Annotated in this window: 17 protein-coding genes; 2 read left to right on the forward strand and 15 right to left on the reverse strand. The window is 67.2% G+C overall.

Annotation, left to right across the window (positions count from 1 at the left end; all coding sequences use genetic code 11):
• Window positions 1-65 precede the first annotated feature (65 nt).
• A complete protein-coding gene (ligA, locus tag FLL57_RS13065) occupies window positions 66-2,213 on the reverse strand; it encodes an NAD-dependent DNA ligase LigA (protein ID WP_142883108.1) in 2,148 nt (715 codons plus the stop codon).
• Between the two features lie 145 nt (window positions 2,214-2,358).
• Between ligA and FLL57_RS13070 the strand changes: the two genes are divergently transcribed.
• Window positions 2,359-2,646, forward strand: coding sequence for a GIY-YIG nuclease family protein (locus FLL57_RS13070; protein WP_142883109.1), 288 nt, complete (start codon window positions 2,359-2,361; stop codon window positions 2,644-2,646).
• Window positions 2,647-2,801: 155 nt separating this feature from the next.
• Here FLL57_RS13070 and recN read toward each other — a convergent pair whose 3' ends face one another.
• The 8 genes from recN to FLL57_RS13110 form a co-directional block, all read right to left on the reverse strand.
• Window positions 2,802-4,487, reverse strand: coding sequence for a DNA repair protein RecN (recN, locus tag FLL57_RS13075; RefSeq protein WP_142883110.1), 1,686 nt, complete (start codon window positions 4,485-4,487; stop codon window positions 2,802-2,804).
• Window positions 4,488-4,499: 12 nt separating this feature from the next.
• Window positions 4,500-5,408 (reverse strand): outer membrane protein assembly factor BamD, encoded by a 909-nt coding sequence (locus FLL57_RS13080; RefSeq protein ID WP_142883111.1) that lies wholly within the window; start codon window positions 5,406-5,408, stop codon window positions 4,500-4,502.
• Between the two features lie 229 nt (window positions 5,409-5,637).
• A complete protein-coding gene (gene lpxC / locus FLL57_RS13085; protein WP_142883112.1) occupies window positions 5,638-6,600 on the reverse strand; it encodes a UDP-3-O-acyl-N-acetylglucosamine deacetylase in 963 nt (320 codons plus the stop codon).
• A 347-nt stretch (window positions 6,601-6,947) separates the two neighbouring features.
• Window positions 6,948-8,726, reverse strand: coding sequence for a cell division protein FtsZ (gene ftsZ / locus FLL57_RS13090; RefSeq protein ID WP_142883113.1), 1,779 nt, complete (start codon window positions 8,724-8,726; stop codon window positions 6,948-6,950).
• Between the two features lie 93 nt (window positions 8,727-8,819).
• Window positions 8,820-10,142, reverse strand: a complete 1,323-nt coding sequence (gene ftsA / locus FLL57_RS13095; protein ID WP_013501589.1) for a cell division protein FtsA — start codon at window positions 10,140-10,142, stop codon at window positions 8,820-8,822.
• Window positions 10,139-11,128, reverse strand: a complete 990-nt coding sequence (locus tag FLL57_RS13100; protein ID WP_142883114.1) for a cell division protein FtsQ/DivIB — start codon at window positions 11,126-11,128, stop codon at window positions 10,139-10,141. The genes ftsA and FLL57_RS13100 overlap by 4 nt, the downstream gene beginning before the upstream one ends.
• A 317-nt stretch (window positions 11,129-11,445) precedes the next feature.
• Entirely contained in the window at window positions 11,446-12,435 is a 990-nt protein-coding gene (locus FLL57_RS13105) for a D-alanine--D-alanine ligase family protein (protein ID WP_142883115.1), read from the reverse strand.
• Window positions 12,436-12,541: 106 nt separating this feature from the next.
• Window positions 12,542-13,870: a glycosyltransferase family 87 protein gene (locus FLL57_RS13110; protein ID WP_142883116.1), complete on the reverse strand. Its 1,329-nt coding sequence runs from the start codon at window positions 13,868-13,870 to the stop codon at window positions 12,542-12,544.
• Window positions 13,871-14,103: 233 nt separating this feature from the next.
• On the opposite strand from FLL57_RS13110, the gene FLL57_RS13115 reads away from it, so the two are divergent.
• Window positions 14,104-14,925 (forward strand): DUF4239 domain-containing protein, encoded by an 822-nt coding sequence (locus tag FLL57_RS13115; protein ID WP_013501585.1) that lies wholly within the window; start codon window positions 14,104-14,106, stop codon window positions 14,923-14,925.
• A 140-nt stretch (window positions 14,926-15,065) separates the two neighbouring features.
• Here the strand turns inward: FLL57_RS13115 and murB are convergent, their stop codons facing one another.
• The 6 genes from murB to murD all read right to left on the reverse strand — a co-directional run bounded on the left by murB (window position 15,066) and on the right by murD (window position 21,930).
• Complete coding sequence (murB, locus tag FLL57_RS13120) at window positions 15,066-15,995, reverse strand: UDP-N-acetylmuramate dehydrogenase (RefSeq protein WP_142884211.1); 930 nt, start codon at window positions 15,993-15,995, stop codon at window positions 15,066-15,068.
• Window positions 15,992-16,471: a DUF6653 family protein gene (locus tag FLL57_RS13125; RefSeq protein WP_013501583.1), complete on the reverse strand. Its 480-nt coding sequence runs from the start codon at window positions 16,469-16,471 to the stop codon at window positions 15,992-15,994. Before FLL57_RS13125 ends, murB begins: the two co-directional genes overlap by 4 nt.
• A gap of 16 nt (window positions 16,472-16,487) precedes the next feature.
• On the reverse strand, window positions 16,488-17,894 hold the full coding sequence (gene murC, locus FLL57_RS13130) for a UDP-N-acetylmuramate--L-alanine ligase (protein WP_013501582.1): 1,407 nt from the start codon (window positions 17,892-17,894) through the stop codon (window positions 16,488-16,490).
• Between the two features lie 134 nt (window positions 17,895-18,028).
• Entirely contained in the window at window positions 18,029-19,129 is a 1,101-nt protein-coding gene (murG, locus tag FLL57_RS13135; protein WP_142883117.1) for an undecaprenyldiphospho-muramoylpentapeptide beta-N-acetylglucosaminyltransferase, read from the reverse strand.
• A gap of 4 nt (window positions 19,130-19,133) precedes the next feature.
• Window positions 19,134-20,276, reverse strand: a complete 1,143-nt coding sequence (gene ftsW, locus FLL57_RS13140; RefSeq protein ID WP_013501580.1) for a putative lipid II flippase FtsW — start codon at window positions 20,274-20,276, stop codon at window positions 19,134-19,136.
• Between the two features lie 244 nt (window positions 20,277-20,520).
• The gene (murD, locus tag FLL57_RS13145) at window positions 20,521-21,930 is read right to left on the reverse strand and encodes a UDP-N-acetylmuramoyl-L-alanine--D-glutamate ligase (protein WP_142883118.1); all 1,410 of its coding nucleotides are present in this window, start codon (window positions 21,928-21,930) and stop codon (window positions 20,521-20,523) included.
• Window positions 21,931-22,073 lie beyond the last annotated feature (143 nt).

Genomic DNA, 22,073 nt, shown 5'->3' on the forward strand with positions numbered 1-22,073 from the left:
TCTCGATCGGCAGAACAGCTCGGGATTCCGGGTTCGCGCGTTCCGCGCGCCCCGGAATGACGGGGTTAGTTTCCGATCAGCGCCAGCCACTCGTCTTCGGTCAGCACGGTGACGCCGAGGTCTTTCGCCTTGGTCAGCTTCGAACCGGCGTCTTCGCCGGCGACCACGTAGTCGGTCTTCTTCGACACCGAGCCGGCGACCTTGGCACCCAGCCGCTCGGCCGCGGCCTTGGCTTCGTCGCGGGTGAATTTCGACAGCGAACCGGTGAACACCACGGTCTTGCCCGCGACAGCCGTGTCACGCCGCGCCTGCTCGGCCGGTAGCACCTCGGTGAGTTCGGCGAGCAGCGCATCGAGCGCCTTGACGTTGCGTTCCTCGGCGAAGAACTCGACCACCGCTTCGGCGACGACATCGCCGATGCCGGCGATGTTGTCGAGATCCTGATAGGCCTCCGAGGTGTTGCCCTCCTCGGTCTGCGCGTCGGCGGCGGCGCGCATCGCGGTCAGGAACGCATCCAGCGTGCCGTAGTGCCGCGCCAGCAGCTTGGCGTTGCCCTCGCCGACATGGCGGATGCCGAGCGCGAAGATCAGCCGGTGCAGCTCGATGGTGCGGCGCGCGTCGATCGCCGCGAACAGATTGCGCACCGAGGTTTCGCCATAGCCTTCGAGCTGTTCGAGCTTCAATTCGGCATTGCGGGCCTTCAGCGTAAAGATGTCGGCAGGCTCCTGCACCCAGCCGCGCTCGTGGAACAGTTCGATCTGCTTCTCGCCGAGCCCGTCGATATCGAACGCGAGCCGCGACACGAAGTGCTTCAGCCGCTCCACCGCCTGCGCCGGGCAGATCAGCGCACCAGTGCAGCGCCACACCGCCTCGCCCTCTTCGCGCACCGCGTGGCTGCCGCAGACGGGACATTTATGTGGGAAGTGATACGGCTCGGCACCGGCGGGCCGCTTGTCGAGCACGACGCTGACGATCTGCGGAATCACGTCGCCAGCGCGCTGCACCACCACGGTGTCGCCTTCGCGGATGTCGACGCCGTCACGCAAGGGAGAGCCGTCGTTACCGATGCCCTTGATGTAGTCCTCGTTGTGCAGCGTCGCGTTCTGCACCACCACGCCGCCGACCGTCACCGGCTGCAGCCGCGCCACCGGCGTCATCGCGCCGGTGCGGCCGACCTGGATATCGATCTTCTCCAGCACGGTCGTCGCCTGCTCGGCGGCAAATTTGTGCGCGATCGCCCAGCGCGGACTGCGCGACACGAAGCCGAGCCGCTCCTGATAGTCGAGCCGGTCGACCTTGTAGACCACGCCGTCGATGTCATACGGCAGCGACGCGCGTTTCTCGCCGATCCGGCGATAGAACGCGAGCGCGTCTTCGACGCTGTGACACAGCGTGATCTCGGGATTGACGACGAAGCCGGCGTGGTCGAGCCATTGCAGCATCTTGTGCTGGGTCGGCTCCTCCATCGGATAGTCGCTCATCTCACCCCACGCATAGGCGAAGAACTTCAGCGGCCGCGACGCGGTGACGGCGACATCCTTCTGCCGCAGCGAGCCGGCGGCCGAATTGCGCGGATTGGCGAACACGGTCTCGCCCGCCTCCTCCTGACGCTTGTTCAGCGCGAGGAAGTCGTGCTTCAGCATGTAGACTTCACCGCGCAATTCGCAGGCCGCGGGGATGGTGTTGCCCTTCAGCGTGTTCGGCACGTCCTTGATGGTGCGGACGTTGGCGGTGACGTCCTCGCCGGTGAAACCATCACCGCGGGTGGCCGCGCGCACCAGTTCGCCATTCTCATAGCGTAGCGACAATGACAGGCCGTCGATCTTCGGCTCGGCGACGATCGCCGGCACATCGTCGAGCCGCAGGAAACGCTGCACCCGCTCGACGAACTCGGCGACCTCTTCGTCGGTGAAGGCGTTGCCGAGCGACAGCATCGGCACCGCGTGCTGCACCTTGGCAAAGCCCCGCGCCGGCGCGGCGCCGACGGTCTGGGTCGGCGACGACGCGCTGACCAGTTCGGGAAATTTCTGCTCGATCGCCTCCAGCCGCCGCCGCAACGCGTCGTAGTCGGCATCCGAAATCTTGGGCGCGTCGTCCTGATAGTACGCCTTGTCGTGGCCCTCGATCACGAGGCGAAGCCGCATCAGCTCCACCTTGGCCTTGGCTTTGGTGAGAGTGGCGATGTCGGGGGCGGGATTTTTCTTCACAGTCATTTTTCGCACTTGAGATTCCGGGTTCGCGAGCTCACGCTCGCGCCCCGGAATGACCTTGGGGCTAACTTACTGAGTTCACCGCGAGTCATTCCGGGGCGCTTGCGACAGCAAGCGAACCCGGAATCTCGCCGCGCGCGAGGCGCCGGTGCCCTATTATGTCTATCTGCTCGCCAGCCGGAAAGACGGAGCGCTGTATGTCGGCGTCACCAACGACCTCGTCCGCCGGGTCTACGAGCATCGCACCAAAGCCGTGCCGGGTTTCACGTCGAAATACAACATCGCCAAGCTGGTCTGGTTCGAAATCCACGACGACCCGATCTCCGCCATCACCCGGGAAAAGGAGATCAAGAAGTGGCGGCGGGCGTGGAAGGTGGCGTTGATCGAGCGGGAGAATTCGGGCTGGGACGATCTGTTCGACACGATCGCGCGATAGGCTGGGGCCGGGTGCCCTGAACCTCGGGATTCCGGGTTCGCGCCTCCGGCGCGCCCCGGAATGACGGCGTGTTGAAATACTGCCCCTCAGCGAGTCATTCCGGGGCGCGAGCGTGAGCTCGCGAACCCGGAATCTCGACAACTGGGAAGAGGTCCCTACCCCGCCGCCTTGATCAGCCGGTCGGCCGCGGCTCGCGCCTCGGCGGTGATCTCGGCGCCGGCCAGCATGCGGGCGATTTCTTCGCGGCGGTGGTCTTGTTCCAGGGCGGCGACGCGGGTGGCGACGCGTTTGCCTTTGTCGAGGGCGGCTTTCGAGATCAGCAGATGCTGGTCGGCGCGGGCGGCGACCTGGGGGGCGTGGGTGACGGCCATCACCTGGACCTTCGAGGCCAGCCGGGCCAAGCGGCCGCCGATTGCGTCCGCAACCGCGCCGCCGACGCCGGTATCGATCTCGTCGAACACCAGGGTCGGTGCCGAGCCCTTGTCGGACAGCACCACCTTCAGCGCCAGCAGGAAGCGCGACAGCTCGCCGCCGGATGCCACCTTCATCAGGGGGCCCGGCCGCGTGCCGGGATTGGTCTGCACCCAAAATTCGACGCGGTCGATGCCCTGCGGCCCCGGAGCCGCCGCATCGGCCTCGACCTGGGTCATGAACTTGGCGCGTTCGAGCTTGAGCGGCGCGAGCTCGGCGCCGACCGCCTTGTTGAGCTTGTCGGCGGCCTTGGTGCGCGCGGCCGACAGCTTGGCCGCCGCGGCATCGTAGCGGGCATCGGCCTCGGCGGCGTCCTTCTCCAGCACGACGAGCTGATCGGCACCGGCATCGATCAGCGCGACGTCGGCGACATATTGCGCCGCCAGCGCGGCGAGCGAATCCACCGGGGTCGAATACTTGCGGGCGGCGGCGCGCAGCGCGAACAGCCGCTCCTCGATCCGCTCCAGCTCCAAGGGATCGAAATCGGCTGCGGCCAGCGCGGCGTTGAGATGCTGGTCGGCCTCTTCCAGCGCGTTGATGGCGGCGTCGATCGCTTTCACCGCCGGCTCGATCAGGTGCGGCGCCGTGCCGGCGCGGCGCTCCAGCCGGCGCACCGCGGATGCCAGCGCGGCGACCGGCGAATGATGGCCGCCGACGACCTCCTGCGCCTCGCGCAAATCGGCAGCGATCTTCTCGCCCTGCATCATGGTGGTGCGGCGCTCGGCCAGCGTGGTCTCCTCGCCGTCCTGCGGCGCGAGCTGCCTCAGCTCGTCGGCGGCGTGGCGCAGATAGTCGGCCTCGCGCGCGGCGCGCTCCATCCCGGCGCGGTGGGCGTCGAGCGCGGCCCGCGCGGTGCGGCGGCCCTCCCACAGCGTCTCCAGCGCGGCGACGTCCTTGTCGAGGCCGGCGAAGGCGTCGAGCAACCGGCGATGCGTCGCCGCATCGACCAGCGCCCGCTCGTCGTGCTGGCCGTGGATCTCGACCAGCGTCGCGCCGACCGCTTTGAGGGTCTGCACGCTGACCGACTGGTCGTTGATGAAGGCACGGGTGCGGCCGTCGGCGAGCTGAACGCGGCGCAGGATCAGTTCGCCGGATTCGTCGACCTCGCGATCATCCAGCCCGTTGGCCTTGAGAATCGCGAACGCCGGGTGGGTCCTGGCGACATCGAAACTGGCGGTGACCTGCCCGTGCTCGGCGCCGTGCCGGACCAGCGCGGCATCGCCCCTACCGCCAAGCGCCAGCGCGAACGCATCGAGCAGAATCGATTTGCCGGCGCCGGTTTCGCCGGTCAGCACCGCAAGGCCACGGGAAAATTCGATGTCGAGCCGCTCGATCAACACGATATCGCGGATCGAAAGGCGCGCCAGCATGAGAGACAGGTCCTATCCGAGGCCGAGTTTCTTGAACGACCTAGAGATCCAGGACCCCTTGTTCTCGGTCGGTTCGAGTCCACCCGACTTTACAAGAGTGTAGGCGTCTTTGTACCACTTGCTGTCAGGAAAGTTGTGGCCAAGCACGGCGGCGGCGGTCTGCGCCTCACCGACGATGCCGATCGCCATATAGGCCTCGGTCAGCCGCGCCAGCGCCTCTTCGACGTGGCGGGTGGTCTGATAGCGCGTCACCACGGTCTTGAATCGGTTGATCGCCGCAGCGTAGTCGCGCTTGCTCATGTAATAGCGGCCGACGTCCATCTCCTTGCCGGCGAGCTGGTCGCGGGCGCCTTCCAGCTTCTGCTTGGCGCTGTTGGCGTATTCGGAGGTCGGATATTTGCGGATCACCTCTTCGAGCGAGGCGATCGCCTTCTCGGTGCGCCCCTGGTCGCGCGAGATGTCCGGGATCTGATCGTAATGCGAGGCGGCGATCAGGTATTGCGCATAGGCGGCGTCCGGGCTGCCGGGATGCAGCGTGACGTAGCGGGTGGCGGCGCCGATGCAGCTATCGTAGTCGCCGGCCTGATAATAGGCGTAGGCCGACATCAGCAGCGATTTGCGCGCCCAATCCGAATACGGGTGCTGGCGGTCGACTTCCTCGAACTTCTTGGCGGCGCCCTTGGTGTCCTTGTCCTGATTCATCAGGTACAAGCCCTCGTTGTAGAGCTTGTCCGCCGGCTCATCGACCATCTTGTCGTCTTTGGCCAGGAACTTGTCCCACAACGCCCCGGTGCCGCAGCCGCCGAGCGGGAGCGACAGCGCGAGCAGACTGAAGATCATCGGCAGCCCCCGCCGCAGGCGATCGCCCCTGCGAGACTTGTCCCCGTTCCGCAGTCCGAGCGCGATCCGCTGTGCCGACATCAATTCCAACCCGACCAATGGAGAACGGTGTGCCCCGACGTTCGACCGAGGCCGCTGTGGCCTTCAGCCATCGACCTTCGCCGGACGTGGGGAGGCGACCGCCGGCTGTTTAGCCGAAAAAGGCGACTTCACCAACCGGGTACGCAGCCAATTCGCCGGGAATAAGGCGGCCGGTCCAATCGGTTAACGCGGTCCGGGATACGGAAAATCAGCCGCCGCAGTGTTGCGGTCAGGACACGTCCGGACCGTAGGCCGGGGCCACCATGCCGCCGACCAAACCGGTGACGGCTTCGGCATGGCCACGCACCGCGCGGCGGGCCGGCTCGGCTTCGATCACCCGCCAGGCGCTGCGATCCGCCAGCAGAGTGGTCAGCACGGTGTGGTTGAGCTTGTGGCCGCCGCGCACCGAGCGATATGCGCCAAGGATCGGCAGGCCGGCGAGCGCGAGGTCGCCGATCGCATCGAGCGCCTTGTGGCGGGCGCACTCGTCGGAATAGCGCAGGCCTTCCGGGTTGAGCAGCCGGTCGTCGTCGAACACCACCGAGTTCTCGAACGAGGCGCCGAGCGCGTAGCCCATCTTCCACAGCCGGGCGACGTCGTTCATCCGGCCGAAGGTGCGAGCGCGGGCGACTTCGCGGCGGAACATCTCGGGCTCGACGCCGAGGGCGTATTTCTGTTTGCCGATCTGGGGATTGGAAAAGTCGATCTCGACTTCGACGCGGAAGCCGCCGGCATGGGGCCGAAACTCGCCGAAGGATTCGCCGATCGCGGCGGAAACCGGCTTCAGAACCTGGATATAACGGCGGGGAGCGGCCTGCTCGCGGATACCGGCCTGGTCGATCGCGGCGACGAACGGCGCGGCGCTGCCGTCCATGATCGGAACCTCGGGACCGTCGACCTCGATGGTGGCGTTGTCGATACCCATGCCGCGCAGGGCGGAGAGAACGTGTTCGGCGGTGGAGACCAGCGGACCGTCGCAGTCACCGAGGACGGTGGCAAGCTCGGTGGCGACCACCGATTTCGAGGTCGCCTTGATCTCGCGGTCGGCGCCGTCGAGGCCGGTCCGGACAAAAAGTAAACCCGCATCGACATCTGCGGGTCCCAATGTCAGAGTCACCGGACGGCCCGAATGAACACCTACGCCCGTCACCGTGGCTTGCGAACGCAGCGTGGTTTGCCGGCTGAACTTCATAAGTAAAGTGTCCCACTGACGCAGTGCGGAAATCGTTCCGGTCCTGTCGGCCGGGCGACTCGCTCCGAGCGTCCCCAAGTCCGTATTGACCATAGCACTGCCCCAAATCGCGCCAACTCACGCTTTTTTACGGATTGTTACCCCAACTCCGCCGCATTACCGCCGCCCCGCGATCGAATTCGACATCAATCGTGATCGAGACAATCCCGCCTCAACTTCACCTAAAGTCGTAATCTGACGATATTTCAGTCATTTAAGCCGCCAGCCCATGGACCGAAGCCTCGCCACAAAAAAGGGCCCCGGCGCATCGCCGAGGCCCTGGGTCTGGTCAGATTTCAGACATTGTTTCAGGTCGCCTGCCGCCGCAGGAAGGCGGGGATATCGAGATGGTCGTCGCCCTGTGGCGCGGGGGCAACAGGTGATGGGCGGCCGTGCATGTCGAGCCCCTGGGGCGCCGGGCGCCTAGCGTATTCGGATACCGGGTCTTTCCCCATCTGCTCGGCGACGCTGCGCTGCGGCCGGCGATCCGGCAGCGGCGGCATCTGCGGACCGCCGTTGCGGGCGACCTGCGGCGCTTCGACCGACTCGTCGTCGCGGCGGCCGAGGCCGTTGGCGAGTCGCTGCAGCAGCGACAGCCGATTCTTCTGCGGGTGATCGTCCTCGGCATCGCCGCGGGCCTGGCGGATTTCGTTCTGAGCCGGCACCGGCAGTTCGTCGAACCGCGGCATCCGCGGCGGACGCATCGCGGCGCGGTCGGCCTGCTGCGGGATAAAGGCTTCCGGAGCGACCGGCTCCTCGGCGACGGCGCGCGACTGTTCCGGATCCGGGAACAGCGACGGCTTCTGCGGGATCGGGCGGACGGTGACGTCGCCGTACGACGCTGGCTGGACCGGGGTCTCGGCCTGCGGCATCGGCTCGTTGCCGACCGCAGCGGCGATCGCGGCGAGCGCGGCGCGCTCGACATTGCTGGCCTGCCGCTGGGCGGCCGGCTCGGCAGCCATGGCGGCGACCGGCGCGGCGGCCTGGGCGGCGCGCTGCGCGGCGGCTTCGGCGATCCGCTGATTGTCGGCGCGCAGCTTGGCTGTCAGCTCAGCCAGGCGGCCGTCGTTTCCCACCGCACTCGCCGCAGCGGCCGGGGTGCCGGCGTTGCGCGACAACTGCGCCTGCTCGATGCCGGTGGCGACCACCGACACGCGGATGATGCCGTCCAGGCTCTCGTCGAAGGTGGCGCCGACAATGATGTTGGCGTCCTGATCGACCTCCTCGCGGATGCGGGTGGCGGCTTCGTCGACCTCGAACAGCGTCAGATCCTTGCCGCCGGTGATCGAGATCAACAGGCCACGGGCGCCCTTCATCGACGAATCGTCGATCAGCGGATTGGCGATCGCGGCTTCGGCGGCGGTCAGCGCGCGCTTTTCGCCGGAGGCTTCGCCGGTGCCCATCATCGCCTTGCCCATCTCGCGCATCACGGCGCGGACGTCGGCGAAGTCGAGGTTGATCAGCCCTTCCTTGACCATCAGGTCGGTGATGCAGGCGACGCCCGAATACAGCACCTGGTCGGCCATCGCGAACGCGTCGGCGAAGGTGGTCTTCTCGTTGGCCACCCGGAACAGATTCTGGTTCGGGATAATCAGCAGGGTGTCGACGACCTTGTGCAGCTCGGTGATGCCGGTCTCGGCGGTGCGCATCCGGCGCGCGCCTTCGAAGTGGAACGGCTTGGTGACGACGCCGACGGTGAGGATGCCCATCTCGCGCGCGGCCTTGGCGATCACCGGCGCGGCGCCGGTGCCGGTGCCGCCGCCCATGCCGGCGGTGACGAACACCATGTTGGCGCCCGACAGGTGGTCGCGGATCTCGTCGATCACTTCCTGCGCGGCGGCCGAGCCGACGTCGGGCTGCGAGCCGGCGCCGAGTCCCTGGGTGACCTCGGTGCCCATCTGGATCAGCCGCTGGGCCTTCGACATCGTCAACGCCTGCGCGTCGGTGTTGGCGACCACGAAGTCCACGCCGTCGAGCCCGGCGGTGATCATGTTGTTGACCGCGTTGCCGCCGGCGCCACCGACGCCGAACACGGTGATCCGGGGCCGCAGCTCGCGAATATCCGGGACATTGAGATTGATGGTCATGGTTGCCTCTCGATTACGCGCGCGTTGGTTCGTGAAGTCCCCGGCAGAGGGCCTGGGCAATCTGTGAAAGCGGAAGGGGGCGGAAAAGAGTCATCAGAAGCCCTCGCGCAGCCAGCGGCCGACCTTGCCGAAGTAACCGGGATGGGCGTCGGCACGAACGTGGCGGGTATGACGAGGCTCGATGTGTTCGAGATGAGCGAATTGCGGATACACCAGAAGCCCGGCCGGCACGGCGAACGAGCCGCTCTTGGCTTCGTTGGGCAGCCGGCCGACTCCGAGCGGACGACCGACCCGCACCGAGCGGCCGAGAATCCGAGTGGCCAGTTCGGGCACGCCGGTGAGCTGCGACGCGCCGCCGCTCAGCACCACCCGCGCCCGGGGTTCTGCAGCGAACGGCGAATCCGCCAGCCGGTCCCTGACCATTTCAAAAATCTCCTCGGCCCGATGCCGGATGATGTTCGCGATCGTGGCGCGGGAGATCACTTGCGGGCCGTCCCGCTCGTCCCCGGCGGCCGGGATCGACATCAACTCGCGCGCATCGGAACCGCCAGTTAGCACCGTGCCATATAACGTCTTGATTCGCTCGGCATCCGCAATGCACGCGCCCAGGCCGCGCGCGAGATCCATCGTGATGTGATGCCCGCCGACCGCAAATCCGGACGCATGCACGAAGCGGCCGCCCGAATAGACCGCGATCGTCGTGGTACCAGCTCCCATCTCGACCAGCGCGGCGCCGAGATCGACTTCGTCGTCGGTCAGCATCGACAGGCCGGCTACGTAAGGACTCGCCGCCATAGCCTCGACGTTGAGATGGCAGCGCTCGACCGCGAGCATCAGGTTCTTGGCGACGGTGGCGTCGGTGGTGACCACGTTCATGTCGACGCCGAACTGCCGCGCCACCATGCCGCGTGGATCGCGGATACCCTTGACGCCGTCGAGCGTGTAGCCGACCGGCAGCGCGTGCAGCACGGCGCGGCCGATGCCGGTGGCGTGGTGCATGCCGGTCGAGGTGACGCGGCTGATGTCCTCGGCGGTCACGGCCCCGCCCTTGATGTCGGAGGCCGCTTCGATCAACTGGCCTTGCAGCCGGCCGGCCGAGACCGACAGCAGCACCGACTCCACCCGCACCTTGGCCATCCGCTCGGCCAGCGCGACGGCGTGACGGATCGCCTTTTCGCACTCGCCCATATCGACCACCGCGCCGGCCTTGACGCCGCGCGACTGGATCTGGCTGAAGCCGACCAGCTCGATGGCGTGGGTGCGGCCGCGCAGCGCATCCTGCGGCGGGCACGGCTTCAGCCGCGCGATCATGCAGGCGATCTTGCTGGTGCCGATGTCCAGCGAGGCCACCATCGCGGTGCGATGCGGCGGCATCGGCCGGGTCTTCGGGGTCTGGGTGCGATCAAAGCCGGTCACGCGTCACCAGCCTTTTTCTTGGTTTTCTTGTCCTTGCTGAACAGCTCTTCGCGTGCCTTGAAGGCGGCGTCAGACAGCCGGACCGTCAACCGGTCCGGCAGCCGCATGTCGATCGCGGTGATGTCGCGCGAGAACAGCTTGTCGTCGTTGTCGAGCTGGCTGAGCAGCGCCAGCGCATTGCCGACATCGTGTTCGGGCATCCGGATCACGAGACCGGAGGTGAGCCAGACGTTCCAGCGCCGCTCGCCGACCAGGGCGACGGCGCGGGTCTGCGACCACACCTGCGGATAGCGCTGAAGCAGCGCCAGGAAATCCTTTGCGCGCTCGCCGGCCCCCTTCCCGACCACCAGCGGCAGCGACAGGAAGCGCCGCGCCACGTAAGGCTCGAGCACCTCGCCGTCGTCGGCAATCACCGACATGTGGCCGTCGAGCTGCCAGCGCGCGAACGCGGTGCGCTCGACGATGTCGATCTGCAGCTCGCCGGGATAGAATTTCAGCACGGTCGCATCGGCGATCCACGGGTTCGCCTTCAGCTTGTCGCGGATCGCAGCGGCGTCGAGAAACAGCAGCGAGGAGCGGCCGGTGATGCCGCCGATCGACAGGATTTCGTCCTGGGTGAGCTGTTTGCGGCCGGCGATCGCGACCTGCTTGATGCGGAAGCCGGCGAGGTTGGCGGCGGCATTGCGGGCATCGTCCAGCGCCTGAACGAACTCGTCGACGTGACCGCCCTTGACGATTCCCATACCGGCGCTGGACAGCAGGATCAGCGCGGTGAAAGCGACGCCGACCCGCCGCGGCAGCCAGCGCTCCAGCGCCGCGATCAGCCCGCGTTGCGGCTCGGGCCGCACCAGACGTTGCGGCTGCGCCTGCTTCTTGCGCGAACGACGCTCGCGCAGCAGCGCAGCCACCGCCAGGGCGACCGCCATCAGGTCAGACTGAAGCCTCGACAGTCGCGACGACCGGGCGAGGCGCCCTCCACCATCCATTGCCAGAGCTCGTTACACGTTGCGCCCGCACCTATTTCCGGGCAATGGCGCAGGTGACCTCTCGGTGGTTCCGGACCCGCCCGCGGGCCGGACCGCCTGCCCCAATGCAAGACCGAAACGGAAAACAAGCTCCGCCCGGCTTACGCCACGACAGCCGAGCGCCAGGATGCGCCGCCAGCGTTAACCTTCGGCCCTCCTGGTAAACAAAACGTAAATCAGGCCCGTGCAGGCCCGAATTTGTTGCGTCCGGAGAAGGATTTGCAGCGAAAGCGCGGCAGTTCTGCCCGGCCTTCGGATGGAACCTGCAGGCTGTCCGGTCAGCTCCGGACGCTGCGCCCGGCCAGCGCGATCTGTCCCTTCAGGAAGTCCACGAAGTCGATCCCCTGCGCCTTCAAGGCCTTGGGATAGAGCGAGGCGCCGGTCAGGCCGGGCAGCGTGTTGGTCTCGAGGAAGATCGGACCATCCTTGCCGACGATAAAGTCGGAGCGCGAGTAGCCGCGGCACGACATCACCCGATGGGCCCTGACGGCATAGTCCATGATCATCGTCGCGACCTCCGGTGCAAACCGTCCGGGGCAGATCTCCTGGGTGGATTTGGCGAGATATTTCGCCGTGTAGTCGAAACCGCCATCGGCCGGCACGATCTCGATCGGCGGCAGCGCCAGCAGCGAGCCGTCCTCGGCTTCGAGCACGCCGCAGGTCGCCTCGACGCCGGCGACGAACGGCTCGATCAGATAGTCCTCGGTCTTGGCCGCCTCGCGCACCGCGACCAGATCCTGCCTGGCGTTGATGAAGAACAGCCCGTAGCTCGAACCGTCACGGGTCGGCTTGGCGATCAGCCGGCCATGGGTCTCAAGCGCGGCCTCGGCGTCGGCTAGCGCGATGCCCACCGAGGTGCGGACCCCGGCGATCGCGGCGAAGCGCTTGGCGGCGGCCTTGTCGAAGGCCAGATGCGAGGCTGCGGCGCCCGAACCGGTGAATGGTACGCGACGCAGCTCGCACATCGCCTGCAACTCGCCGTTCTCGGCGACGCCACCGTGGAGGCCGAGCACCAAGAGCCTGTGCTCGGCCGCGGCGCGGTCGAGCGCGATATCGAGCGGACCGACCATCTCGCCATCGGGGGCGAAGGGCTCTTCGAACGGCCTTGCGTGCGCCAGCAACGTTTGCGCGGTGACGCAATGAACGCGATCGTCGTCGTTCCAGAACCACAAATCCGCATCCGGCAGCGCGCGCTGTAGCGCCTGCGCCGAAGCGACCGAGACCAGTCGCTCTTTGCTGGTGCCGCCGAACAGAATGGTGTGTCGCATCATCGATCCGCCGCGCGGTCCCTGCTGGTGTCGAAAATCGCCGCTGCGTCCCGCGGGGCCGGCGCGGCGCAATCTTGCCGATTTGGCCGATTCGGAGAAGCGGCGGTTACGACGACGCAGAGGTGCGCCGCAGACAGACGAAGCCCCAGATCAGCAGCACGACCAGCGCCGGTGTCACCAGCCCGATCACCCGCAGCGGCTGCCACACGCCGCCTTCGGTCGCCACCATGCCAAACCACATCAAGCCCGCCCATGCGATCAACGCCGGCACCAGGCTGACCCGCCCCGTTCGCCGCCACGCCTCGATCTGCACCACCGCGACCAGCGGCGCGGCGAACGCGACGTAGTTCGGCTGCGACACGGACAGCATCACCGGCAGCGCCGCGGCCAGCACCGCGCCACCGATCAGCAGCGTTTCGCCCGCCTGCGGTTGCGCCCCGTTCAAGCGCCAGAACCGGCCGTGACCGGCCCATACCAGGGCAACCAGAAAGACCGCATCGAAGGCGAGTTGCCCGGCGGTGGCGAACAGCGGCAGCGTGTCGGTCGTCGGCAGGCCGCCGGCGGCGATGCGAGCCAGCATCGCGCCGATGCTGAGCATGTCGTAGGACGTGAAGGTGATCTCGCCTGCGATCTTCGGATTGGGCACGCCGGTGAAGATGCCGCTGAGATGCTCGGTCCACATCGCTTGGTACAGCGTTACGACTTCCGACGGCCCCAGGCACAGCATCGGCACGACGAACAGAAACACCAAGCTGAAGCCGGCGGTGGCGAGCACGGTCCTGAGATCGCCGCGGAGCACCGGGAAGATCAGCAGCGCCAGCGGGAACAGCTTGATGGTGAAGCCGAGCGCCAGCGCGCAGGCGGCCAGGTTGGTCCGGCCGCGCACATACAGCACCAGGAACGCCACCATGGTGAGCAGCACCACCGCGCTCGGCTGCCCTCGCCCGAGGCCGTCGCCGAAGAACGGCAGCAATGCGGCCAGCGGCCCGAGCCGCAGCAGCCACCACGCGTTCCAGCCGGTCTGATCGAGCGGCTGCGGTGCGACGCGTTGCAGCTCACGCGCCCACAGATCGACCGCCGCCAGCATCGCGATCGCGCCGACGACGTACCAGGCCGCAACCGACACCGGGAGCGGCAACGCCCAATCCGGCTTGGGGAAGCCGTCGAGCGGATAGGCGAACGGCCCCATCAGCAGCGCGAAGGTCGGCGGATAGTGATAGGTCCAACCGTGGTGATCGGCGACCTGGTACAGCGGATAGCCTGTCCACACCGCCCAAGCGGCGCGGAAGAACACCTGCACGTCGCCGAAGCCCTGCACCGCAGAGCGCCGCACCACGACGGGAAGGTAGATGCACAAGGCCAGCGCGACCGCGGCGATCAGGAGGATTTCGTACCAGCGCAGAGCCCGCCAGCGGGCTGCAAATTGCGAATGCAAGGCGGGATGCTCCATCTCGGCCAGCGGTGTACTTCGCAGCCCGGTCGGGCGGAACCGTGGCGCTCCACCCCACGATACGCGCAGAGCTGCCAAACCCCTCGCGCCGCTTTCCGTGGACGATCGGCGTGAAAACGGCCATGGTTCGTGCCGATCCGGCGTCTTTTGCGCCCGAAATGCCAATACCCGCCGCTGCGACGCTGTTTCCTGCGGCAGCGGGAAACAATGAGAAACAGATGATTCAAGCCTGGCTCGACCTTCCTCCCTTCGGTACCTTCGTCACCTTGGCCATGCTGTACTACGGCGTGACAGCACTGCTGATCGCAGTGGTCTTCGCATCGCCGCTGCGCGGTCCGATCGCGAGGTTTCAAGGCGTGGTCGCGCCGTTCTTCTCGTCAGTGGCGGTGCTGTTCGGTCTGCTGACCGGATTCCTCGGCTACGATGTCGCCGAACGCAATCGCCAGGCGACGCGCGCGGTGCAGGCCGAGGCCGGCGAGCTCCAGAACGTCTACACCCTCAGCATCGCGGCGGCGTCGGACATGCGCGACATTCGGGTCGCCCTGAAGGATTATACCCGTTCGGTGCTGAAGAACGAATGGCCGACCGTGAACGGTTTTGCCGCGCCGCCGACCAGCATCGCCTACGACAGAATGCTCACCGAGATCAGCGCGCCGGCGATCACCCGCGACTCCGGAGCGGCGGTGCACGTCGCGCTGCTGAGTTCAGCGGTGCGGGTCGGCACCGCCCGCAACACCCGGATCAGCCTGTCGACCGACCGCACCAGCGACCTGAAGTGGATTTCGGTGCTGCTCCTCGGGATCATCACCCAGGCTGCACTTGCGCTGGTGCATCTCGACAAGCCACGGACGACAATGACGGCGGCACTGACCGTTTTCGCGACCGGAGCGATCGTCGCGCTCGGCCTGATCGCGCTGCAGGAGGATCCGTTCAGCGGCATCTTCCGGGTATCCGCGGTGCCGCTCGAACACGTTCTGTCGCTGCCGGATACGCCTGAACTACCAGTCAGTCCGGCGCTGCCTTCGCCACCAAAGCCCTGAGCCGGCACTTCCGAATGCTCGCTTCGAGACGCCCGGCTTCGCCGGGCTCTCGGGAAGAGAACTCAGTGGCCTCGACAACGGCCGGAGCCGATTCAATCAATCGATCAAGCGCACCGGTCGATAGCGCCCCGACGGCGGGCTCAACGGTGGTCGGGCGCGATGCCGATCCGCTTGATCTCCCATTGCAGCTCGACGCCGGACTGCGCCTTGACGCGGGCACGCACGGTCTCGCCCAGCGTCTCGATATCGGAGGCGGTCGCCTCGCCGGTGTTGATCAGGAAGTTGCAATGCATCTCCGAGACCTGGGCGCCGCCGATTCGAAGGCCGCGGCAGCCGGCGGCATCGATCAGTCGCCACGCGCTGTGGCCAGCCGGGTTTTTGAAAGTCGAGCCGCCGGTCTTCTCGCGGATCGGCTGCGCCAGTTCGCGGTGCGCCTGCACCTCGTTCATCTTGGCGCGGATGTGATCCGGCGTCGCCGGGGTGCCGCGCAACCGCGCCGAAGTGAAGATCAGCGCAGGATCCGCGCCGCTGTGGCGATACGAGAATTGCATCGCGGTGTTGTCGAACAGTCTGCGGGTGCCGCTGCGATCATACGCGGTGGCGTCGATCAGCACGTCCTTGGTCTCGCGGCCGTTGGCGCCGGCATTCATCCGCAGCGCACCGCCGATCGATCCGGGAATGCCGTAGTAGAATTCGAGGCCGCCGAGCTGCGCAGCGGCCGCGGTCTCGGCCACGCGCTTGTCGAGTGCGGCGGCACCGGCATGAACCACCTCGCCCTCGACCCGATGCTCACCGAAGCCGCGCGGCGACAGCCGGATCGCGACACCCGGCAGCCCGCCGTCGCGCACGATCAGATTGGAGCCGAGCCCGAGACACATCACCGGAATCTCCGGCGGCAGCCGTGACAGGAAGTAACCGAGGTCGTCCTCGTCGGCCGGGGTGAACAGCACCTGCGCCGGCCCGCCGACGCGAAACCAGGTGAGCGGCGCCAGCGGCTCGTTGCCGAGCAACCGCCCGCGCAACTCCGGCATCGCGGCCTTCAGCTCGGGGGTGATGTCGGGGAAGTTCAGTACAGCCAAGAACGATACTCCGGGTTCTGATCCTTCATGTCTTCGAACAGCCACACCATGCGATCGACGAACCAGGTCTTGGCGAGGATCACCACCATCATCCCCAGCAAGGTCACGGCGAGATCGAGCACGATCAGGCCCCAGGTCAGCACCGGCAGGCCGCACATCGATATCCCTGCGGCGACGCCGGGAACGATGCGATGTCGCTCCGGAATCTCGTCGCGCTTCAGTCCGACCCAGATTCGCTCGCCGAGCACAGCTTTCGAGGCCCAGCTATCGGTCGAAGCCGGCGGCGGAAACGCGCGCGGATTCCACGCCAGCCAGGCGATCGTCAGAGCGACCGGCACGAGAGCCCACCAGCCGATCCAGTCCCGGCTCCAGATCGCGAGGACCAGCACCGGAAACGCGGCGTAGCGAGTCCACACGCTCCACGGATTGGCGTGCCGCTTCCAGGTGTCGTCGCTCAGGACCGCCATCGGCGCCTCGTGTCCGTCAGCCGCCCAACGCCTTCAATTCGCCGGGCAGCGCGTAGGCCCATTGGGTGATGTTGCCGGCTCCTAAGCAGACCACGTAGTCGCCGCTGCGCGCCAAGCCGGCGACGACGCCGGCGAGCGAGGCGGAATCCTGCAACGGGACGACGTCGCGGTGGCCGTGAGCGCGCAGGCCGAGCACGAAGTGATCGCGGTCGATCCCTGCGATCGGCGCTTCGCCGGCCGGATAGACGTCGGCGACGATCACCGCGTCGGCATCATTGAAGCAGGTGCAGAACTCTTCGAACAGCGACTGCAGCCGGGTGAAGCGATGCGGCTGCACCACCGCGATCACCTTGCCGGCGGTCGACTGCCGCGCCGCCTTCAGCACCGCGGCGATCTCGACCGGGTGGTGGCCGTAATCGTCGATGATGGTGACGCCGTTCCACTCGCCGGTCTTGGTGAAGCGGCGGCGCACGCCCCCGAACGCCGCAAGCGCCTTGCGGATAGTGTCGTCGGACAGGCCGAGCTCGTGCGCCACCGCGATTGCCGCGGTGGCATTGAGCGCGTTGTGGCGGCCCGGCATCGGCAGCATCAGATCGGCGATCTCGTGCGCGGTGCCGGCCTTGCGGTCGCGGAACGCGACCTTGAAGGTGGACCCGCCGCCGCTCGGCGTCAGATCGAGCAGCCGCGCGTCGGCCTGCGGGTTCTCACCGTAAGTAATAATCCGGCGATCTTCGATCTTGCCGACCAGAGTCTGCACCACCGGATGATCGATGCACATCACCGCGAAGCCGTAGAACGGCACGTTCTCGACGAAGTTGCGGAATGCGTCCTGCACCGCATCGAAGGTCTTGAAGTGATCGAGATGCTCGGGATCGACATTGGTGACGATCGCCACATCCGCCGGCAGCTTCAGGAAGGTGCCGTCGCTCTCGTCGGCCTCGACCACCATCCAGTCGCCGGCCCCGAGCCGCGCATTGGTGCCGTAGGCGTTGATGATGCCGCCATTGATCACGGTCGGATCGAGGTCGCCGGCGTCGAGCAGCGCCGCCACCATCGAGGTGGTGGTGGTCTTGCCGTGGGTTCCGGCGATCGCGACGCAGCTCTTCAGCCGCATCAATTCGGCCAGCATTTCGGCGCGCCGCACCACCGGGATGCGCTGGGCGCGCGCCGCCAGCAGTTCCGGGTTGTCGCGCTTGATCGCAGTCGACACCACCAGCACGTCGGCGCCCTTGATGTTGTCGGCCTGGTGGCCGACGTGGATCTGGATGCCCTTGTCGCGCAGCCGGTTGACGTTGGCGCTCTCGGAGGCGTCGGAGCCCTGCACGGTGTAGCCGAGATTGCACAGCACCTCGGCGATGCCGCTCATGCCGATACCGCCGATCCCGACGAAGTGGATGGGTCCGATCTCGCGCGGCAGTCTCATGGGGAGGTCTCTATCGTTGCTCGCCGCGCCCGGATGGTCCCGGGCGTTCGCGATTCAGGTCACTTCATGCAAGACGGGGATGGCCGGGACAAGTCCGGCAAATGCGCCGTTGCGAGGTTTTCGTCCGCCCGGCCTTAGACCTTCGCGACACGGCCGACGACGTCGGCGAGGCGTTCGGCGGCGTCCAGACGGCCAATTTGGCGCGCTGCGGCGGCCATTTTGGCCAATTTGGCCGGATCGGCCGCCAGCGCCGTGATCTCGGCGGCAAGCCGGTCCGGGGTAAAATCCGGTTGAACGATGCGGAGCGCGCCGCCGGCTGCGGTCAGCACGCCGGCATTGGCGAACTGGTCTTGATCGAGCGCGCCGGGCAGTGGCACCAGGATGCCGGGCCGGCCGATCGCGGCGAGTTCGGCGACGGTGCCGGCGCCGGAGCGCGACACCACGAGCTGGCTCGTGGCGAGCCGCTGCGGCAGATCGGTGAAAAACGGCGCCAGCTCGCAGTTCAATTGCAATCGGTCGTACACCGCACGGACCCGGGCCATATCCTCGTCGCGGACCTGCTGGGTCAGCACCAGCCGGCCCAGCAGCGCCGGATCGAGTTTCTCCAGCGCCGGCGGCACGATGTCGGCCATCACCCGGGCGCCCTGGCTGCCGCCGAACACCAGCACCCGCAGCGGTCCGCCAGCGGCAGGCGGATCATAGGCGACGGTCGCGGCATCGGCGACGGCAGGACGGATTGGATTGCCGGTATTACTGATCTTGGACGCCAGCGCCGGCCAGACGGTCTCGTGGCCGGGAAAGCCGGTGGCGATGGCGTCGACCCGCGGCGCCAGGAAGCGGTTGGCTCGGCCCATCACCGCGTTCTGCTCGTGGATCAGGGTCGGCACCTTGCGCCAGGTCGCAGCGAGCAGCGGCGGCAGCGTCGGATAGCCGCCGAACCCGACCACCGCGGCCGGCTTCAGCCGCCCGATCAGATTGAAGGCCAGCAGCGCGCCGGAGCCGAGCTTCAGCGCGGTCTTCACCAGCGCCCACGGTGTCCTGCCGCGCACCGTTTCGCTCGGCACCACATCGGTGGTCTCGGCGGTGAACAGCCCGCTGTAGCGGGTGGCGCGATGATCGGTGACCAGCCGGACGCGGTAGCCGCGCCGGATCAGCACCGCGCCGAGCGCTTCGGCCGGAAACAGGTGGCCGCCGGTGCCGCCGGCGGCGAGCAGGATCAGTGGGGCGTCGGTCATGGCCTCACGCGTAGCTTCCCGCCGCCTCGATCGCATTGACCTCGGTCTTGGGGCGCTGCCTTGTCAACGCCAGCATCATGCCGACGCCGTAGGCGAGCGACACCATCGACGAGCCGCCATACGAGATGAAAGGCAGCGTCATGCCCTTGGCGGGGATCAGTTGCAGGTTCACCGACATATTGATCGACGCCTGAACGCCGAACAGGATCGCCAGTCCCGACGCAGCGAAGCGCGAGAACAGGTCTTCGCTGCGATAGGCCCGCGACAGCGTCCGCAGCACGATGAAGGCGAACAGCGCCAGCAGCGCCAGACACAGCACGATGCCGAATTCCTCGCCGGCCACCGCGAACACGAAATCGGTGTGGCTGTCCGGCAGGTTGCGCTTGGCGATGCCTTCGCCGGGCCCGAGGCCGAACCAGCCGCCGTTGCTGAAGGCCTCGCTCGCCATGTCGACCTGGAAGGTGTCGCCGGAGGCGGGATTCATGAACCGCTTGATGCGGCCGGCGACGTGCGGGACGAACAGATAGGCGGCGAACAACCCGCCCGCCGCGACGCCGGCGAGCCCGAACACCCAGATCACCCGCATCCCTGCGATGAAGAACAGCGCGCCCCACACCATCAGCACCAGCATGGTCTGGCCGAAATCCGGCATCAGCACCAACAGCGACACCAGCGTCAGCAGCAGCACGATCGCCATCGAGGTCGCCGGCATTTCCGGGCGCCGCGCCGCTTCCGAGAACAGCCAGGCGGCGAGCACCACGAACGACGGTTTGGCAATCTCGGAGGCCTGAATGTTGACGCCGAGCAGCGTTATCCAGCGTCGCGACCCCTTCACCTCCGGCCCGAACAGCAACGTCACCACGATCAGCACGATCGCCAGCGCGAACACCACCAGGGCGGTCCGCCGGATCTGCCGCGGCGACAGGAACGACACGCCGATCAATACGATCAGCGACGGCGCCAGAAACAGGACGTGGCGGTTGAAGAAGTGGAACGGATCGAGCCCGATCCGGGTCGCGACCGGCGGCGACGCCGCCAGCGACAGGATCACGCCGGCCAGCAACAGCGCGATCAGCGCCACCAGCAGCACGCGGTCGACGGTCCACCACCATTCGCTGAACGGGGTGCGTTGGTCACGGGAGATCATCGGCGATCCTGGGCAAAGAGATCGCCCATTGGTGCGCCCACGTGGTTGCCACGGGGTTAATGCGATGGCGCGTAATCGAGGATGTGAACGGGAGGCCTTTGCCGCTCAGCAGTCCGTCGTCCCCGCGAAGGCGGGGATCCAGTAGACCAGAGCCTATCGTTGGAAATCGAAACGCCCTGGAATACTGGGACGCCCGCCTGCGCGGGCGATGACGGGGGGTGTGTTTGGCGGCGCAGTGCCGGCCTCACACCGCCGCAACACCATCCAGCGCCGTCACCAGCTCGCGAAACCTGGTGCCACGGATCTCGAAATTGCGGAACTGGTCGAACGACGCACAGGCCGGCGACAGCAGCACAACCGGCTCGGTCAGCCCCGACGCCGCGGCATCGCGCGCGGCGGCCGGCACCGCGGCTTCCAGCGTCTCGCTGATCTCGTACGGCACCCGGCCCTTCAGCGTGGCGGCGAATTCCTGCGCGGCCTGGCCGATCAGGTAGGCTTTGCGGATGCGCGGGAAATACTCGGCCAGGCTCTCGATGCCGCCGGTCTTCGGCTTGCCGCCGGCGATCCAGAAGATCTCGCCGAACGACGCCAGCGCCTTGGCGGCTGCATCGGCATTGGTGGCCTTGGAGTCGTTGACGAACAGCGTCGTCCCGTTCTCGCTGACTTGGCGGCCGACCTGCTCCATCCGATGGGCGAGACCGGGGAAGCTGCGCAGTCCCTGCTGCAACTGCTCCGACGATACCCCGAGCGCCAGCACCGCAGCCGCGGCGGCGGCAGCATTCTGCGCGTTGTGCAGCCCGCGCAGCGAGCCGATGCCGCCGAGCTTCGCGACTTCGGCGGATGCGCCTTCTTCCACGCGGCGAATTGCGTCGAGATCGGCGGTGATGCCGGACGTCACCGGCCCCTGCACCGACATCCGCACCACGCGGTTGCCGGCGCGTTCGATCCGGTCGGCGGCGGCGCGGCCGAATTCATCGTCGACGCCGATGATCGCGGTGCCGCCGTCCTGCACGCCGGCCACCAGCCGCTCCTTCACTGCGGCGTAGTGCTCGATGGTGCCGTGGCGGTCGATGTGATCCTCGGTGACGTTGAGCAGGATGCCGACGGTCGGATCGAGCGATGGCGTCAGGTCGATCTGATACGACGACATCTCGATGACGTGGACGCGGCCGTCCTTTGGCGGCTCCAGCGACAGGATCGCGGTGCCGATATTGCCGCCGAGCTGGGTGTCCCAGCCGGCCTCGCGCAGCAGATGCGCGATCAGCGCGGTCGTGGTCGACTTGCCGTTGGTGCCGGTAATGGCGACGAACGGCGCGCGCGGCGCGTGCGCCCTGCGCTCGCGGCAGAACAGTTCGACGTCGCCGATCACTTCGACGCCGGCCTCCTGCGCCTTCAGCACGGTCCAATGCGGCGCCGGATGCGTCAGCGGCACGCCGGGCGTCAGCACAAGGGCGGCGAAATTGGTCCACGGCAGATTGCGCAGATCCGCAGTGATGAAGCCGGCCTGCGCCGCTTCGACCATGCGGTCGAGATTGTCGTCGCACGCGATCACCTCGGCGCCGCCGGCTTTCAGCGCATGGCAGCTCGCCAGCCCCGATCCGCCGAGCCCGAACACCGCGACCGACGCGCCGGCGAAGGAGGTGACGGGGATCATGCTGACGCTCCGACTACAAGGACGACCTCATCCTGAGGAGCGCGCGCCAGCGCGCGTCTCGAAGGATGATTATTTGGCACATCCTTCGAGACGCGGCCCTGCGGACCGCTCCTCAGGATGAGGCTGTGCCTACTCGATCGCAT

It is taken from the genome of Rhodopseudomonas palustris (assembly GCF_007005445.1).
Taxonomy (GTDB): domain Bacteria; phylum Pseudomonadota; class Alphaproteobacteria; order Rhizobiales; family Xanthobacteraceae; genus Rhodopseudomonas; species Rhodopseudomonas palustris_G.

Bases quoted from the DNA above. Each gene is read 5' to 3' on its own strand.
- ligA (WP_142883108.1), bottom strand. From the start codon at position 2,213: ATGACTGTGAAGAAAAATCCCGCCCCCGACATCGCCACTCTCACCAAA.
- recN (WP_142883110.1), bottom strand. From the start codon at position 4,487: ATGCTGGCGCGCCTTTCGATCCGCGATATCGTGTTGATCGAGCGGCTC.
- FLL57_RS13080 (WP_142883111.1), bottom strand. From the start codon at position 5,408: ATGTCGGCACAGCGGATCGCGCTCGGACTGCGGAACGGGGACAAGTCT.
- lpxC (WP_142883112.1), bottom strand. From the start codon at position 6,600: ATGAAGTTCAGCCGGCAAACCACGCTGCGTTCGCAAGCCACGGTGACG.
- ftsZ (WP_142883113.1), bottom strand. From the start codon at position 8,726: ATGACCATCAATCTCAATGTCCCGGATATTCGCGAGCTGCGGCCCCGG.
- FLL57_RS13100 (WP_142883114.1), bottom strand. From the start codon at position 11,128: ATGGATGGTGGAGGGCGCCTCGCCCGGTCGTCGCGACTGTCGAGGCTT.
- FLL57_RS13105 (WP_142883115.1), bottom strand. From the start codon at position 12,435: ATGCGACACACCATTCTGTTCGGCGGCACCAGCAAAGAGCGACTGGTC.
- FLL57_RS13115 (WP_013501585.1), top strand. From the start codon at position 14,104: ATGATTCAAGCCTGGCTCGACCTTCCTCCCTTCGGTACCTTCGTCACC.
- FLL57_RS13125 (WP_013501583.1), bottom strand. From the start codon at position 16,471: ATGGCGGTCCTGAGCGACGACACCTGGAAGCGGCACGCCAATCCGTGG.
- murC (WP_013501582.1), bottom strand. From the start codon at position 17,894: ATGAGACTGCCGCGCGAGATCGGACCCATCCACTTCGTCGGGATCGGC.
- murG (WP_142883117.1), bottom strand. From the start codon at position 19,129: ATGACCGACGCCCCACTGATCCTGCTCGCCGCCGGCGGCACCGGCGGC.
- ftsW (WP_013501580.1), bottom strand. From the start codon at position 20,276: ATGATCTCCCGTGACCAACGCACCCCGTTCAGCGAATGGTGGTGGACC.
- murD (WP_142883118.1), bottom strand. From the start codon at position 21,930: ATGATCCCCGTCACCTCCTTCGCCGGCGCGTCGGTCGCGGTGTTCGGG.